Annotated in this window: 12 protein-coding genes; 9 read left to right on the top strand and 3 right to left on the bottom strand. The window is 64.5% G+C overall.

Going from position 1 to position 16,192, the window contains the following annotated elements; genetic code table 11:
- Positions 1-283 precede the first annotated feature (283 nt).
- The 9 genes from ELX51_RS15745 (at position 284) to ELX51_RS15715 (ending at position 12,120) form a co-directional block, all read left to right on the top strand.
- A complete protein-coding gene (locus ELX51_RS15745; protein WP_206524647.1) occupies positions 284-2,455 on the top strand; it encodes an EAL domain-containing protein in 2,172 nt (723 codons plus the stop codon).
- Between the two features lie 195 nt (positions 2,456-2,650).
- Positions 2,651-2,803, top strand: coding sequence for a hypothetical protein (locus tag ELX51_RS20090; RefSeq protein ID WP_164854894.1), 153 nt, complete (start codon positions 2,651-2,653; stop codon positions 2,801-2,803).
- A 53-nt stretch (positions 2,804-2,856) separates the two neighbouring features.
- Positions 2,857-3,870 (top strand): GNAT family N-acetyltransferase, encoded by a 1,014-nt coding sequence (locus ELX51_RS15740; RefSeq protein ID WP_164854893.1) that lies wholly within the window; start codon positions 2,857-2,859, stop codon positions 3,868-3,870.
- The gene (locus ELX51_RS20085; protein WP_164854892.1) at positions 3,870-4,046 is read left to right on the top strand and encodes a hypothetical protein; all 177 of its coding nucleotides are present in this window, start codon (positions 3,870-3,872) and stop codon (positions 4,044-4,046) included. The genes ELX51_RS15740 and ELX51_RS20085 overlap by 1 nt, the downstream gene beginning before the upstream one ends.
- A gap of 304 nt (positions 4,047-4,350) precedes the next feature.
- Complete coding sequence (kdpA, locus tag ELX51_RS15735; RefSeq protein WP_127754408.1) at positions 4,351-6,060, top strand: potassium-transporting ATPase subunit KdpA; 1,710 nt, start codon at positions 4,351-4,353, stop codon at positions 6,058-6,060.
- An 80-nt stretch (positions 6,061-6,140) separates the two neighbouring features.
- Complete coding sequence (gene kdpB / locus ELX51_RS15730; protein ID WP_248305360.1) at positions 6,141-8,135, top strand: potassium-transporting ATPase subunit KdpB; 1,995 nt, start codon at positions 6,141-6,143, stop codon at positions 8,133-8,135.
- Positions 8,136-8,151: 16 nt separating this feature from the next.
- Complete coding sequence (gene kdpC, locus ELX51_RS15725) at positions 8,152-8,742, top strand: potassium-transporting ATPase subunit KdpC (protein ID WP_127754406.1); 591 nt, start codon at positions 8,152-8,154, stop codon at positions 8,740-8,742.
- Positions 8,743-8,749: 7 nt separating this feature from the next.
- Positions 8,750-11,431: a sensor histidine kinase KdpD gene (locus ELX51_RS15720; RefSeq protein ID WP_248305146.1), complete on the top strand. Its 2,682-nt coding sequence runs from the start codon at positions 8,750-8,752 to the stop codon at positions 11,429-11,431.
- A complete protein-coding gene (locus ELX51_RS15715; RefSeq protein ID WP_127754404.1) occupies positions 11,428-12,120 on the top strand; it encodes a response regulator in 693 nt (230 codons plus the stop codon). Before ELX51_RS15720 ends, ELX51_RS15715 begins: the two co-directional genes overlap by 4 nt.
- A gap of 40 nt (positions 12,121-12,160) precedes the next feature.
- On the opposite strand, the gene ELX51_RS15710 is transcribed toward ELX51_RS15715, so the two are convergent.
- Genes ELX51_RS15710 through cydD form a run of 3 tightly spaced genes read right to left on the bottom strand, consistent with a single transcriptional unit; the run spans position 12,161 to position 16,062 of the window.
- Positions 12,161-12,565 carry a hemerythrin domain-containing protein gene (locus tag ELX51_RS15710; RefSeq protein WP_164854891.1) on the bottom strand — a complete coding sequence of 135 codons (405 nt, stop codon included), beginning with the start codon at positions 12,563-12,565 and terminating at the stop codon, positions 12,161-12,163.
- A 51-nt stretch (positions 12,566-12,616) separates the two neighbouring features.
- Positions 12,617-14,308: a thiol reductant ABC exporter subunit CydC gene (gene cydC / locus ELX51_RS15705; RefSeq protein ID WP_127754402.1), complete on the bottom strand. Its 1,692-nt coding sequence runs from the start codon at positions 14,306-14,308 to the stop codon at positions 12,617-12,619.
- A complete protein-coding gene (gene cydD / locus ELX51_RS15700) occupies positions 14,305-16,062 on the bottom strand; it encodes a thiol reductant ABC exporter subunit CydD (protein ID WP_127754401.1) in 1,758 nt (585 codons plus the stop codon). Before cydD ends, cydC begins: the two co-directional genes overlap by 4 nt.
- Between the last annotated feature and the right edge of the window lie 130 nt (positions 16,063-16,192).

The raw sequence follows: 16,192 nt of genomic DNA, 5'->3' as shown, positions 1-16,192 counted from the left end.
TCTTGATACTTCTGCCAGTCAACTAACCTTATAAGTCTGCGGTGGGGAATTGGGGCTCGCTACTGAGCGCTTGGAGACCTGAAATGATCCATGGAGAATTCAGATTTCTCCAGCAGAGCGTTTAAGAGGGCGAAAGTAATGTGACCGTAACTACTTTGATAGTTTGATGTGCGGCAGAGATCCTTACGAAAGCGGCTGCCAGGTTGGCCGACTAACGTGTGCGTAAATCGGCATCCGCGTCATGAATAGACTTCAACACGGCAAAGAGCACAGCATAAGGCCAGTGGCGACGGTTTCGCTCTGTTTAGCTTTGGCCCTTGTGCTTGCCTTTGCCGTGGCCGCGTGGTGGGCAGTTCATAGAATAGACACCAGGGAACTGGTGGAAGAACAGCATTATATTGCCGCGGGAATTGCTGCTCGCAAAGAGCGCATCGCTATGGAGCAGGACAGCTCCGCTGCCGGAGACGATGCCGTCGTCAACCTACGGGCGGCGAACCAGACCTGGATCGCCCAGAATCTGGTCGAGTGGATGGGGACCTTCTTCAAGCACGATCGCGTCTACGTCATTGCGCCGGATAACCGCGTGGTGCGGGCCGCCAACGAGGGCGTGACGGCGGAACCCGAGGTCGACCCCCGTGACTTGCCCACCGTCGAAGCACTAACGCAGTTGCTTCGTCAGGAGATGGCCGCCGTTTCAGCAGCCATGAGCGACTCAACTGCCGCCATTACTGGCTTGGGACTGTCTGAAACCGCCCGCCTAACCGACGGGCAACTGGCGTTTGTGAGCATCAGGCCCGTTGTTCCAACAAGCCGCGCCGTAACCCAGACTCCAGGCAGTGAGTTCCTGCATGTTTCAGTTGTCTTGCTAGGCTCGGGATTTCTCGACCAGCTCGGCCGGCAAGCGGGCTTGACTGACCTTCGGATCGGGGGACCCGGGAAGGGTAGCGGTACACTACCGCTGCTCAGCAATGCTGGCCGCATAGTTGGCTTTGTTGTTTGGACACCAATAAAACCGGCACTGGCATTGTTGAAGGATAGCGCCCCTGCCGCGCTGGGCTTGTTGCTGTTGGGCTCCGCCGGGATGGGCGGCTTGCTGGTGTGGCTCCGGCGAACCACGCTACAACTGGAGCAAAGCCAAGCCCAGATCGAGTTCCTGGCCTTCCATGATCCTTTGACCGGCATTGCCAACCGGGCCCTCTTTGAAGTTCGGCTGCAGGAGGCACTGCAGTATGAGTATCTGGCCAAGGCCAAAGTCGCGCTGGTTTGCATTGACCTCGACAAATTCAAGGAGATCAACGACACGCTCGGCCATGCAGCCGGCGACCAGCTTATCAAGCAGGTTGCGCGCCGCTTGTCTGCCACCCTCCCTGAAGGAGCGACGCTGACCCGTCTGGGGGGCGACGAGTTCGCGCTCGTGCAGCCTGGCGTTGTCAGCGACGGACATGCGCGTTTCTTGTGTCAATCGATGCTGGACAGCTTCCACGATCCCTTTGTGCTTGGCGGCGAGGCGGTCAATGTCACGGCAAGCCTCGGTGTCGCCCTTGAAGCTGGGGACGCGGTATCCACCGCTGAAATGATGCGGTGTGCCGATGTGGCGCTTTATGCCGCCAAGGCTGCCGGCCGGAACTGCTTCAGGATTTACGATCTCTCGATGGACCAGTTGCGGCGGGAGAAGCGAATCTTGGAAGTCGACTTACGCAATGCCATCCTTGGAGGAACCGAGCTCCATTTGCTTTATCAGCCCATTTACGGCGCACTGGGCGGGGAGATCGTCGGGGCCGAGGCCTTGGTGCGCTGGAACCATCCGGTGCGCGGCCCGCTCTCGCCCGACAGCTTCATAGGCGATGCCGAAGAGCGGGGTGTCATTCACGAGCTTGGTCTGTGGGTTTTGGCACAAGCCTGCGGCTTTGCAGCCATTGCCGAGCTGCCCTGGATCGCGGTTAACGTGTCCCCCCTCCAGTTCGATGATCCCAACCTCGCCGATCGCATCCTCGACGTTCTTTCCAACCAGCATCTGCAGCCTGACAGGCTTGAACTGGAGATTACCGAAGGTATCCTGCTGAAAAATTCCCCAATGGTGCGCGATACGCTGGCAAAGCTGAGAACGGCCGGGATCAGAATTGCACTCGATGATTTCGGCACCGGATATTCCTCCATCAGCCATTTGCGGCACCACAGCGTCGACAAGCTCAAGATCGATCAATCGATTACCCGTGACCTCCTGCGGGATACGGCCACGAGCACGATTGTCCGTTCCATCATAGAAATGGCGCATGCCTTGGGCGTGAGCGTGACTGCGGAAGGCGTGGAAGACGATCTGCAGCTGCAACGGCTGAGGAACTTGGGCTGCGCCAGCTTCCAGGGCTATTTGCTGTCTCGGCCCATCCCCGGCGATCGCTTGATCGAGATAGTGGCATCAAGCAAACAGGGAAACTTGCTGCAGAATCTGCGATGACGCGCGGGGCCGGGCACAAGCACGGTCCGCCCCCTAAAGGCAGAGAGTGCACCTTCAGCAGACCGTGGCGCTGTGCTGTGGACCGTGTGGGCACCGCATCTTTAGCTCGGCTTTACGTACCTAACCCCCAATTCACATCGAAACTTTACGCGCCCCGGGAGCATCTTCGCGCCGGTTCGTTCGTGGAGTTTCGAGATGTACCGGTACAACTGGTATCTGCATCGCCATTTCGGCGGTGCCGCGCAATGCGAGGGTGCGGCGCTTGGGCGGCGCACGCGGATCACCCTGGTCGTGGTGGCCCTGCTTTACGCGATTGCAGTGGTCGGGGCCCTCGTCCTGCTGACCTGATCGGCCGCGCACCCCACCACCAGCCCCCATTTTGTTTCAAGGAGAACGACACCATGTCGGCTCATGCGTCTTTCGCTCATTTTTCCACCTTTGCCCGCTTGCGCCGAGCGGGGGAAGCGGACCTGCCGCAATTGCGGGCCCTGAGCGAGCGAGCCTGTGGCGAAGGCAAGCACACCGCCCTCGATTGGCCCGAACTGCTGCAAGGGGAGGGTGCCTATGTGCTGGTGGCCACCGAATGCCACCTCGTGGTTGGCGTTGGCATCTTGGCGCACGGCTATAGCGCTGCAGAGGCCTCCCTCCCATTCCTGCTGGTGAGCCCCGATGTACGCTGCCGTGGCATTGGGCACCTCCTGCTCGAAACCCTCGTGGGCCGTGCCCGCTCCGAAGGCGGCGCCGTGCTTTATGCCGCTGTGCCCGAGCGCGCCGATGGCTTGGCGCGCCTTTATGCCGAGCACTGCTTTTTCGATCTGGGCTCGGGCGAATGGGCCTTCGGGCTCTGGAACGGTCATCAGTCCCGCTCTTATAGTGACATTGCCGTGCCCTGGCACGATCCGGTTGCCCCCGAAGAGTCGGCCGCCCAGTGCCTGCTGGTGGCCATGGGCGCATTGGAGCCTGCCATGCTGCTGACGCCGCGCGCCCGCCAGGTCGTGGCCCATGAACTGAACTCGGAAGGCGCTGACTTGCCCGTGGCGCATGCCATGGCGCTTGCCGCGGCGCGGCGCCGTTATGTGGTCCGCATTGGGTTTCAAGCCACGGGCGCCTTGCTGGCGCCCGATCTCGCCGATCGGCTCATCGAGGAGCCCATGCCCGGCACGCCCGAAATGATCCTGGGCTATCTCGCACGCCGCCAGATCTGCATCATGCGCCTTCATCTGCCGCGCCTGGCGGCGGAAACCGAGCCGCGCTGGTATCTGGTGACCGGTTTCGACGGCTTTCTGTTCCGCCTCCATGACGTGACCGGGGACAGCCTCGCCAATCGGCGCAATGTGGTCACGGCCGCTGAAATGCGCCTGGCGCTGCAGGATTGCGAACCCGATGACGCCCTGATCCTTTCCAGGGTGGCGTGATGGCCTGGATGCTGTTTTGCCAGGCGCGGGCGCGGGTGGTTCATGGCGCCGCCCCGGTGCGAGGGTCGCGGCGAGAGCGCGACCGGGAGGCCGAACGGGACGTGCTGCTGCTGGTAAGCGCGGTGGGACTGCCGTTCTGCAGCGGCCTTGTGGTCCTTGCCACCCTATTGTTTTGAGGCGCCTCCCGGCGCCTCTTTTCTTTATGGCGGCCTTATGCGGCATGACTGCTTTTCGTATGGAAACTTTACGCTCCGCGGGAGGAATGTCCGGGCCTCTCTTTCCGGAGGCTCGATATGTTCGACATCTTCTTTCTTGCCCTTGGCCTGGGGTTTTTTGCCCTGACTTATGCCCTGGCCCGGCTGTTGGCTCGCGTGTAGCGCCATGCTGTTCTTGCTCTGGGGCGCCGGCGCCCTCGCCATTGCCGTTTACATGGTTATCGCCCTGTTCCGGCCTGACAAACTTTAGCGGAAACTCACCAAAATGAACTGGCAAGGATGGGCGGAAATCGCCCTGACCCTTGGTCTCGCCCTCGCATTGGGCTGGCCATTGGGTATTTTCATGTCGCGCGTCTGGAACCGGGAAAGCACCTGGCTCGACCCCGTGCTCAAGCCCATCGAGCGCGGCTTTTACGCCGCTTGCGGCATCGACCCCAACCGCTCGCAGGGCTGGCTGGGCTATGGCGCTTCGCTGCTCGCTTTCAACCTCGTCGGCTTTCTGCTGCTTTATACGATGCTGCGCCTGCAGGGCGTGCTGCCGTTCAATCCGCAGGGCTTTGCCGGGGTGACTCCGGATCTCGCCTTCAACACGGCGGTCAGCTTTGTGTCCAACACCAATTGGCAAAGCTATGCCGGCGAAACCACGATGAGCCACTTCACCCAGATGGTGGGCCTGACCACGCAGAACTTCGTTTCTGCCGGCACCGGTGCCGCCATCGCTGCCGCGCTGGCCCGCGCTTTCGCGGGCAACAAGGAAGCGGGCATCGGCAATTTCTGGGCCGATCTGGTGCGCACCACGCTTTACGTGCTGCTGCCCCTGTCGCTGGTCTTTGCCGTGGGCCTCGTTGGCATCGGCGTGGTGCAAAACTTGGCCGCAACCGTTTCGGCGACCACGCTGGAAGGCGCCAGCCAAACCATTTCGGTGGCGCCCACCGCCAGCCAGCTCGCCATTAAGCAATTGGGCATCAATGGCGGCGGCATCTTCAACGCCAACTCAGCCCATCCCTTCGAGAACCCCAGCCCGCTCACCAATCTCCTGACCGCTGTAGCCATCAACGTACTGGGCTGGGCCGCATTCTTTGCCTTTGGCCGCACGGCCATTGCCCGCAAGGATATTCGCGCCCTCGCCACGGCCGCCATCATCATCCTGGCGGCCGGCGCCGCAGTGATCTACCACAGCGAAGCCCAACCCGCTCCCGCCCTTGTTGCCGCCGGGATCGAGAACCCCCTCAACCTGGAGGGCAAGGAAACCCGCTTCGGCATCGCCAGCACGGCCGCCTGGGCGGCCCAAACCACCGGCGCCTCCAACGGCTCGGTCAACGGGATGCATGACAGCTTCTCGCCCCTGGGCGGTGGCATGGCCATGCTCTTGATGATGCTGGGTGAAATCCTGCCCGGCGGCATCGGCTCGGGCATTGCCATCATGGTCGTCATGGCCGTGCTCTCGGTGTTCGTGGCTGGCCTCATGGTCGGGCGCACGCCCGAATATCTGGGCAAGAAGATCGAGGCGCGCGAAATCCAGTTCGCCATGGTGGCGCTCCTGATCGTACCGCTTTCGACCCTGGGTTGGGCGGCGCTCACCGTGGTGTGGCCCGGCAGCTTGTCGAGCCTCTTCAACCCCGGTGCGCATGGCCTGAGCGAGCTGCTTTATGCCTATACCTCGGCCACGGCCAATAACGGCTCGGCCTTTGGCGGCATCTCGGCCAATGTGCCCTGGTGGAACACCACGCTGGGCCTGGCCATGCTGATGGGGCGCTTTATTCCCATCGTGGCGGTGCTTGCCATTGCCGGCAGCATTGCGGCCAAGCCCAAGCTGGCCCCCAGCGCTGGCACGCTGCCCACCAGCGGCACGCTGTTTATCGGCCTTCTGATCGGCATCATCATCATCCTGGGTGCCCTGCAGTATTTCCCTGCACTCGCCCTCGGCCCGATCGTCGAGCACCTCCAGGTGCTTGAGACGATTGGGGCCAATTAAGGTTTCCCATCATGACATCAGTGGATTTCAACGCCGGGTCGTCGACACCGAGGCGCCTGGCCAGCAGCTTTTCGCCGGCCATGCTCGCCCGGGCGGTGGGTGAGAGTTTCAGCAAGCTCGACCCCCGCAAGCTCTTCGGCAACCCGGTTATTCTCGCCACCGAACTGGTGGCGGTGCTGGCCAGCATTTCGGCGGTGGTGGCCTTTACCTCGGGCGGCAATGGCGGCTTTGCCACCGCCATCGCGCTTTGGCTCTGGGCCACGGTGCTGTTTGCCAACTTCGCCGAAAGCGTCGCCGAAGGGCGCGGCAAGGCGGCGGCCGATAGCCTGCGCGCCACCCGCACCACCACCAAGGCCAAGCTGATCGTTGACGAAAAGCAGGGCCTGATCGTCCCCACGCCGGCCCATGAACTGGGCCTGGGGCAGATCATCCTCGTTGAGGCCGGTGACGTTATCCCCGTGGACGGCGAAATCATCGAGGGCATCGCTTCGGTCAATGAAGCGGCTATCACCGGTGAATCGGCCCCCGTGATCCGTGAATCGGGCGGCGACCGTTCGGCCGTGACCGGCGGCACCACGGTTGTGTCCGATTGGATCAAGGTGCGCGTCACCGCCCAGCCCGGCTCCACTTTCCTTGATCGCATGATCGCCATGGTGGAAGGCGCTGATCGCCGCAAGACCCCCAACGAGATCGCGCTGGCCGTGCTTCTCGCCGGCCTCACCCTGATCTTCCTGATCGCGGTCGTGACCCTCCTGGGCTTTGCCGCCTATTCCGGCCTCGCGCTTGATCCCGTGGTGCTGGGCGCCCTTTTTGTCTGCCTGATCCCCACCACCATTGGCGGGCTCCTGTCGGCCGTGGGCATCGCCGGCATGGACCGGCTGCTCAAGGTCAATGTGCTGGCCACCTCCGGCCGCGCGGTGGAAGCGGCGGGCGACGTCGACACGCTCCTGCTCGACAAAACCGGCACCATCACCTTCGGCAACCGCATGGCCACCGAAGTGATTGCCTCCCCCGGCATTCGCGACGATCTCGCCTTTGAGGCGGCCGTGATGGCCTCGTTGGGCGATGAAACCCCCGAGGGCCGCTCCATTGTGGAACTCGGCCGCAACAAGGGCGTCACCACGCAAGTGCCGGCTGGCGCCCATGTGATCCCCTTCTCGGCCACCACCCGCCTCTCCGGCCTCGATGCCGGCGGCAAAAGCTGGCGCAAGGGCTCGGTGGACGCCATTTTGCGCTTCACCGGCAAAAGCGAGGCCGACACCCCGGCCGCCTTCCGCCAGGCGGTGGAACGCATTGCCCGCTCCGGCGGCACCCCGCTCGGGGTCGCCGAAGGCAGCAACCTCCTGGGCGTCATCCACCTCAAGGACGTGGTCAAACCCGGCGTCGCCGCCCGCTTCGCCGATTTGCGCAAAATGGGCCTGCGCACGGTGATGATCACCGGCGACAACCCGGTCACCGCTGCCGCCATTGCCGCCGAAGCGGGCGTTGACGACTTTTTGGCCGAAGCCACCCCTGAGGACAAGCTGCGCTTGATCCGCGAAGAACAGGGCAAGGGCCGGCTCGTTGCCATGTGCGGCGACGGCGCCAATGACGCTCCAGCCCTCGCGCAGGCCGATGTGGGCGTTGCCATGCAGACCGGCGCCCAGGCGGCCCGTGAAGCGGGCAATATGGTGGATCTCGACAGCGATCCCACCAAGGTCATCGAGATCGTGGAAGTGGGCAAGCAGATGCTGATCACCCGCGGTGCGCTGACCACCTTCTCTATCGCCAATGACGTGGCCAAGTATTTCGCCATCATCCCGGCCCTGTTTGTGGGCGTGCTGCCCCAGCTGCAGGCCCTCAACGTCATGGCCCTGCAAAGCCCCGAAAGCGCCATTCTCTCGGCCGTGATCTTCAATGCGCTGGTGATCGTGGCGCTGATCCCGCTGGCCCTGCGCGGCGTCAAATACCGTGCCGTGGGCGCCGGAGCGCTCTTGTCGCGCAATCTCTTGATCTATGGCCTTGGCGGGCTGGTGGCGCCATTTATCGGCATCAAGCTGATCGATCTGGTGCTCACCGCTCTCGGTCTGGCCTAGGAAAGGAACCAGGAAAATGCTGAACCAAGCAAGACCCGCCCTTGTCTCCATGCTGCTGTTTTCGCTGCTGCTGGGCGGCGCTTACCCCGCGGTGGTGACCGCCGCCGGGGGCGCGCTGTTTCCTGCCCAGGCCGAGGGCTCGCTGTTGCGCAACAATGAGGGCGTCGTGATCGGCTCGCGCCTGATCGGGCAAGTCACCACCGCCCCCCATTATCTGTGGCCCCGCCCATCGGCGGCTGGCGACGGCTATAATGCCGCCGGCTCCTCGGGCTCCAATCTGGGGCCGCTCAATCCCGCTCTCCTTGAGCGGGTGGCGAGCGATGCGGCGGCGGTGCGGGACTATGCCCCCGCCGGTGCCCCCGTACCGCCCGATGCGGTCACCACTTCGGGCTCGGGTCTCGACCCTGAGATTTCGCCCGAATTTGCCGACCTGCAGGCCGACCGCATTGCCGCAGCCCGCGGCATCGACGCCCAAGCGGTGCGCATGGTTATTGCCCAGAACACCGAAACCCCCTTGCTTGGCTTTATCGGCCAGCCCAGGGTCAATGTGTTGCTGACCAATCTGGCCCTCGACAGCGCCTATCCCCTGCCGGCGCCCACGGAGTAAACTCGCCTTGCAAGACTACCGACGCCCGGATCCCGAAGCTTTGCTCATCGCCGCGCAAAACGCGCATCGCGGCAAGCTCAAAGTGTTCCTGGGCATGGCCCCGGGCGTCGGCAAGACCTATGAAATGCTGCGCCAGGCCCGCCGCCGCAAGGCGGAGGGCCTCGACGTGGTGGTGGGCCTCGTGGAAACCCATGGCCGCAAAGAAACCGAGAGCCTCTTGCGCGGGCTCGAAGTTCTGCCGCGCCAACCCATCGACCATCGCGGCCGCACGCTCCTCGAATTTGACATCGACGCTTCGCTGGCTCGCCGGCCCGAACTGCTGATCGTTGATGAATATGCCCACACCAATGCCTCGGGCTCGCGCCATCCCAAGCGCTGGCAGGATGTGGAAGAACTGCTTTGCGCTGGCATCGATGTTTGGACGACGCTCAATGTCCAGCACCTCGAAAGCCTGGTGGATGTGGTGCTCAAGATCACGGGCGTGCGCCAGCGCGAAACTGTGCCCGACAGTGCCCTCTCGCGCGCCGACGATATCGAAGTGGTCGACATCACCCCGGCCGAGCTGCGCGAGCGCATGGCCGCCGGCAAGGTTTATGTGCCCGAAACCGCGCGCCTCGCCGCCGACAATTTCTTCAAGCCCGAAAACCTCACCGCCTTGCGTGAACTGGCGCTGCGCCGCGCCGCGCAAACCGTGGATGACCAGCTCAATGCCGCCATGCGCGTCAAGGGGCTCGAAGGGCCTTGGGCCGCTGGCGATCGCATTCTGGTGCTGGTCGCCGATGATGCCATGGCGGGCGGCCTGGTCCGGCAGGGCCGGCGCCTCTCGGACACCATGAAGGACGCCCCCTGGATCGTCGCCCATATCTCGCGCGGCCGCCACGAAGACGGCGATGCCGGCACCACCTCGCGCCTGACCGATGCGCTCAAGCTCGCCGAACAGCTGGGCGCCACCACCGTCGTGCTCAATGGCGACAATCTGGTTGCTACAGCCCTGCAATATGCCGGCCAGAACAACGTCACCCAAATCGTGATCGGCAAGGGCCCCGATAGCCGCCTGCGCGAACTGTTGGGCCTGTCCTTGGCCGCCGAATTGCTGCGCGCCGCCCGGGGCGTTTCCATCCATGTGGTCACCGAGCCGGGGGAAAGTGCTCCGGCACAGCGGCGCTGGTGGTGGCTGCGCGGCCTGCGCCATAGCTGGCCCTCCCACCTTGTGGGCATGGTTTATGTGGCCGCGGCTACCGGCATTGCCCACCTGCTGGATCAGCGCTTCGAACGCGCCGATCTGGGGATGATTTTTCTGGCCGCCATTCTCGCCGCCGCGCTCCTCCATGGCTTGTGGCCCGGCCTCGTAGCCGCGGTATTCGCCTTTTTGCTTTATAACCTCCTTTTCCTCAGCCCCCGCTACAGCTTTGCCATCGGCTCGCCCACGGACCTTCTGACCCTGCTGGTGTTCCTGGCCGTCGCATTGGCCACCGGCATTCTCGCCGGCCGCTCGCGCGACCGCACCCGGGATGCCCAGCGCCGGGCCGGCGATGTCGCCTCGCTCCTTGTCGCCAGCCGCGCCTTTTCGCGCGCCCCCACGCGCCTCGACGCGGCCAAGGCCCTGGTGGAGCAAACCACGGCGGTCACCGGTGCTAAATCGGTGGTGCTCTTGCCCCGGGGCGATGATCTGGAACTGGTGGCCGGCGCGCCCGATCTGGCCCAGCTCGGCGCCGGCGCCATGGCCGCCGCCCGTTGGTCCTGGGAACGGGGCGAGCTGGCAGGGCAGGGCACCGGCACGCTGCCGCAAACCAGCTGGACTTTCCGGCCCCTCCAGGGCGTCGCCAGCCGCACCGGTGTTCTGGGCGTCGAGGCCCAGGCGCCGCTGCCGGGCTCGGATCGCGAAAAACTGCTGACCGCGCTGGCCGATGGCGGCGGCGTGGCGCTGGAACGCGCCGATCTGGTGCTCCAATCGGTGGAAGCCGAAACCCTGCGCCGCTCCGACCGCTTCCGCACCGCGCTCCTCAATTCCGTCAGCCACGATTTGCGCACGCCGCTGTCGACAGTCCTGGGCGCTTCTTCGACCCTGATCGAACTGGGCGACAAGCTCGAAGCGCCAGTCAAGCTCGACCTGCTCCACTCCATCCGGGAGGAAGCCGAGCGCCTCAACCATTATATCCGCAACCTCCTCGACATGACCCGGCTCGAGGGCAATGGCGTGACGCTCCGCCTCGAAGCCTGCGATGTTGAAGCCATTCTGCGGGCCGCCGCCGCCCGCCTCAGCCGGCGCTTGGGCGAGCATTCCATTTCCTATGATTTCCCCACGGCACTGCCCATGGTCATCGTCGATCCCGGTTTGCTGGAACAAGCCGTGGTCAATATCCTCGAAAACGCCATTGCCTATTCGCCCGACAACACCGAAATCAGCATCGCCGCCTATGAGGACCGCTCCAAGATCGTGATCAGCATCGAGGATGAGGGCCGCGGCATTCCCACCGCCGAGCTGGAGCGGGTGTTCGACAAGTTCCGGCGCCTTGAAGAACCTACCGACCGCGGCAAGGGCGTTGGCCTTGGCCTTTCCATCACCAAGGGCTTTATCGAAGCCATGGGCGGCACCATTCAGGCCGCCAGCCCCATCCATGGCGATAAGGGCACCCGCATGCTGATCGGCCTCAACAAATCGCCGCAGGATCACTGGATCAAGCCATGACCGAAATCCGCAAACGCGTCCTCGTGATCGATGACGAGCCGCAGATGCATCGTTTTTTGGGTCCGGCACTTGAGGCGGCAGGCTATGCGCATCTGCGGGCAGATAACGGCGCGCAGGGCTTGCGCGAAATCGTGCTGCGCAGCCCCGATGTAGTGATCCTCGACCTTGGCCTGCCCGACATGGACGGCAAGGATGTGCTGGTGAAAGCCCGCACCTTCTACGATGGCCCGGTGATCATCCTTTCCGCGCGCGACAAGGAAGGCGAAAAGATCGAGGCCCTTGAAAAGGGTGCCAATGACTATGTGGAAAAGCCTTTCGGCATTGGTGAACTCCTGGCGCGTATTGGCGTCGCACTCCGGCAGCGAGGAGCGGTGCAGCCTTCGCAGGCCAAGGTGTCCTTTGGCGACATCGTGGTGGACCTCGATCTGCGCTATGTGACCCGCGCCGGCGAGCCGATCCGTCTGCCACCCAAGGAATATGCCTTGCTGACCCGCCTTATCGCGGGGCAGCGCAAGGTGTTGACCCACAAGGAACTGCTGAGTGCAGTTTGGGGCGCTGCTCATGTCGAGGACACGCAATATCTGCGCGTGGCGATCGGCCAACTCAGGCAAAAATTGGAACGGGACCCGAGCCAGCCCGCGCATCTGATCACCGAACCCGGTATCGGCTACCGCCTGCTGCTGGATTGAGCGGCGCCGTCTGGCGCCAAACGGTGGCAGCGGGCAAGGTCTAGATGGGCGCCGCCCGCGGCTGTTTCTCCACCAGTTGCATCAGGGGCACTAGCAGATGCTCTTCAAAGGCGATGTGACGGCGCAGGCCCTCGAAGAACCCGCGCAGCATGAAGCCCGCGGCTTCGGGCGAGACGCGGCGCCGTCCTTCCCCATAGGAATGCAGCATTTCCTGCACTTCCTCGGCGTAGAACAGATCGAGCTGGTGATCAAAGCGCAGCTGCTTGAGCGTTCCACCGAGTTCTGCCTGCAGCGGCTTTAGGGTAAGAAGAGCGGGAAAGATCTCGCCTTCCTCGAGTTCCTGCGCCTCGGCCAGGAGGGGTCCGAGCGCGCGGGAGAGGGCGAGGCATTTGTGCCGGTCGACATTGTTGGCAGGCTGTCGGCCACCGTCTCGAGTTCGTCGCACATGGCGAGAAGCCGGCGGTGCTGGGTGGAAAATCCTGCGGCGCGGTTATGGTCAGGCATGGGCGTTCTCCGCGATTGATGGGGTACGGCGCAGCGGCACGAGGCGGCCGGCCTTGAGGCTGAGCACTGTGTCAAAGCCGCTGGGTGGCAGGCTCGCATGGGTGATGACGATGACGGTGCGTTCGCAGGCAAGCTCGGGTAGGTCGGCGAGGAAGGCAGCTTCGGTTTCGCAATCGAGGCCGCTGGTGGGTTCGTCGAGCACGATCACGTCGGCGCTCGAAAGGAGCGTGCGCGCGAGGCAAAGCCGGCGCGCCTGCCCGGCAGATAGGCTCAGGCCCGCTTCGCCCAGATAGCTGTCGAGCCCCTCGGGCAGGCCCGCGACGAGGCCATTGAGCTTGACGGCGCGCAGCACGTCCCACAAAGCCGCGTCGCTCGCCTCGGGCGCGCCGATGCACAGGTTCTCGCGCACGGTGTCGAGGAAAACAGGGGCATCCTGGGTCATCAGAGCCAGACGCCGGTGCAACTCAGCAGTGCGGATGGCGCGCAGGTCGATCCCGTTGAGCTGCACCGCACCTGCCTGCGGATCGCAAAGACGCGCCAGCAGCTGGGCGATGGTCGACTTGCCGGCGCCGCTGGGCCCGACAATCGCTGCCACACTGCCGGTTGGGATGGTGAAGCTGACATCCTTGAGCACCGGCCGGTCGGCATCATAGCCGAAGGTGACGTTCTCGAAGCGCACCGTGCCACCAGCGGGCACGGCGACAGCCTTGGCGGCTTCGCGTATGCCGGGCGCTTCGTCGGCTAGATCGCGCAGCCGTTCGGCCGCGGCGGCAGCCGAGGCCAGCCGAGTGGCACTGCGCACCAGCACCGCACAGGCTTCAAAGCTCGCCACGACAGCCAGGACGAGACCGGCAAGCAGGGGGCCTTTCAGCACCCCGGCCTGCATGGCCGGAACGCCCGCCAGGAGCGTGCCGATAATGGCGGCGCCTGTTGCCACCTGCACCGTGGCCGAAGCCAGTGCTCCATAAAACCCCAGGCGCCAGCGCGCCCGCGCCAGCCGTTCGCCGGCAGCAGCGGCCGCTTTACTGGCCCGATCGGTTTGCCCGAAGAGGACCAGGTCCTGGTGGCAGTCGAGACCGTCCAGCACGGCCTGGCGCAGGGCTGCCGAAGCGCGCACGGCTTCCTCCCCGCTGCGGCGGGAAGCCAGGATCAGCATCACTGGTACGAGCACGGCGGCGGTGAAAAACGCCCCGGCATAAACTAGCCCAGCGGCACCCGACACGGCGCTCAAGCCCAGGCTCATGGCGAGACCCGTCAGCACGGCCGTGGTGATCGGTCCCAAGGCCACGAGGAAGGCAGTATCGAGTGCTTCCACATCGGCGGTGAGGCGGCTGACGAGGTCAGCCCGGCCATGACGGCGACCCAGCGGCAGGATGGGAAAGAGTTTGCCAAAGAGCCAGTGACGGATGTCGCTGAGGAGGCGCAGCGTGGCGTCATGCCCCGCAAGCTTTTCCCCATAGCGCGACAGGATGCGGATAAAGGACAGCCCTCGGACCCCGGCTGAAGGCGCAAAGAGGTTGAAGGCTGCCCCGGCGGTGCTGATGGCGGCGGCGGTCAGGAACCAGCCGGACAGGCCCAGCAGCGCTATGCCCGCGGCAAGGGTCACGAGCGAGAGGAGCAGGGCGACAAGGAGGCGCCGGCGTTGCCGCGCGAACAGCGGCGCGAAGTGCGGGAGCGCGTTCATGCGGCGCCTTTCCGGGAAACAAGAGCTGTGCGGGCAGGGTGGGGTGCGGCCAGGATGCTGCCGCCGGCAATGCGGAAGACCTTGTCCATCCGCTCGGCGACCGCATGGGAGTGGGTGGCGACAAGGAGCGTGCGCCCCGCGGCAAAGTCGAGCAGTCCGTCGAGCACCTGGCTTTCGGTTTGCGCATCGAGATGGGCTGTAGGCTCATCAAGCAGGATCAGGGCAGGATCGCGCAGATAGATGCGCGCCAGCGCGAGCCGCTGCACTTCACCGCCCGAGAGCCCGAGGCCATTTTCGCCCACGAGGGTGTCGAGCCCAAACGGCAGCGCATCGGTAAAGGCGGTGACCTTGGCGCGTTCGGCCGCCCGCCGCACGGCTGCATTGTCGGCGTCCGCGCAGCCCAGCCGGATATTGTCGGCAACCGTGCCGGCAAAGATGCGCGGGCGCTGGCCCAGCATGGCCACACGCTGGCGCAGTTTACCCTCCGGCACCGCAGCGAGCGGGATGCCATCGAGCAGCACCGTGCCCTCAAATGGGCGCAGGCGGGCAAAGGCTTCCAGCAGTGTCGACTTGCCTATGCCGCTCATCCCCAGGATCGCGTAATGCGCGCCGGCCGGAACCTTGAGGGCCGCCTCGGTGATGACCCTTTGCTCATCGGGCGAGGCGATGGTGAGGCTTTCCGCACTTAACGACATGCTGCGACGTTGCGCTGGTGCATTCACAGGTACGGCCTGGGCTTCCGGCGCCGTGGTCAGCTCGGGCAGGTCGCCCAATTGACGGGCGATCTCGCCGGCCGCTGCCTTGGCCGATGCCCGGTCATGGTAATGGGCGGCCATCAGGCGCAGCGGCTGGTAAACTTCGGGCGCCATGAGGAGGCAGAACAGCCCCGCCTGCAATGTCAGCTCGCTGCCGCGCAGGGAAACGAGGTCGAGAAAGGTTAGCCCGACATAAAGGGCGACACCGGCAACTCCGAGTGCGGCGAAGAATTCGAGCACCGCCGAGGACAAAAAGGCGATGCGCATGACGCGCATGCTGCGCAGGCGCAATTCCTCGCTGGCGTTGAAGATATCGTCCGTCTCGGCCGCTTCGCGCCCGAACAATTTGAGGGTCACGATGCCCCGCAGCCGGTCGGCGAAGCGGCCGGTCAGCCGGCTCAGCGCTTGCGCCTGGGCCTTGCTGGCGCTTTCGGCGCCCCAGCCGGCGAGGGCCATGAAGACCGGGATGAGCGGTGCGGTGAACAGGAACAGCAACGCCACCACCCAATCGATGGGAAAGGCCACAATGGCAAAGGCCAGCGGCAGCACCCCGGCCTGCACCATGGCCGGCATGTAGCGGGCAAAAAAGCCGTCCAGCGCCTCGACCTGCTCGACCAGGGCGGTGCTGAGCGCGCCTGAAGACTGCCGCGCGGTCCAGACGGGTCCCCGCGCCAGCACGGTGTGCAACAGCTCGCGGCGCAGCCTGGCCTTGAGCCCCTCGCTCGCGCGCACCGAGATGATCTCGCTCAGGACGGCCAGTGCTGCGCGGGCGCCGATCAGCCCGCCGACAACGAGGATGGAAGGCACCAGCTGCGTCAGGCCAGCACCCTCAATCACCGTGCGATGGATCACATCGGCCAGCACCCAGGCTTGCGCCAGCAGCAGCGCGCCGCTCAGCAGCGGCAGTGCCAGCGCCAGAACGGCGGCGCCGCCGGCCTGGCGGTAAAGCCGGGTGATCCACCGGCTGCGATCGCGTTCGGATAAGGGAGTGTCGGTCATTACGGGGCCTTCGAAAAGATGGGCTTATCTAGGTGCTCCGTGCCCCCGGCCGCCTTGATCTAGGTCAAGGTATTTTGGCCCCGCCGGTCCTATCGAGGCGCTCATGCCGGCAGGTGCCGGTTTGATTAGG

Origin of the sequence: Devosia sp. 1566 (assembly GCF_004005995.1) — a bacterium.
In the GTDB taxonomy this organism is placed as follows: Bacteria; Pseudomonadota; Alphaproteobacteria; order Rhizobiales; family Devosiaceae; genus Devosia.
Note: the sequence above shows the minus strand (reverse complement) of the source record. Positions and strands in the feature narration are given on the sequence as shown.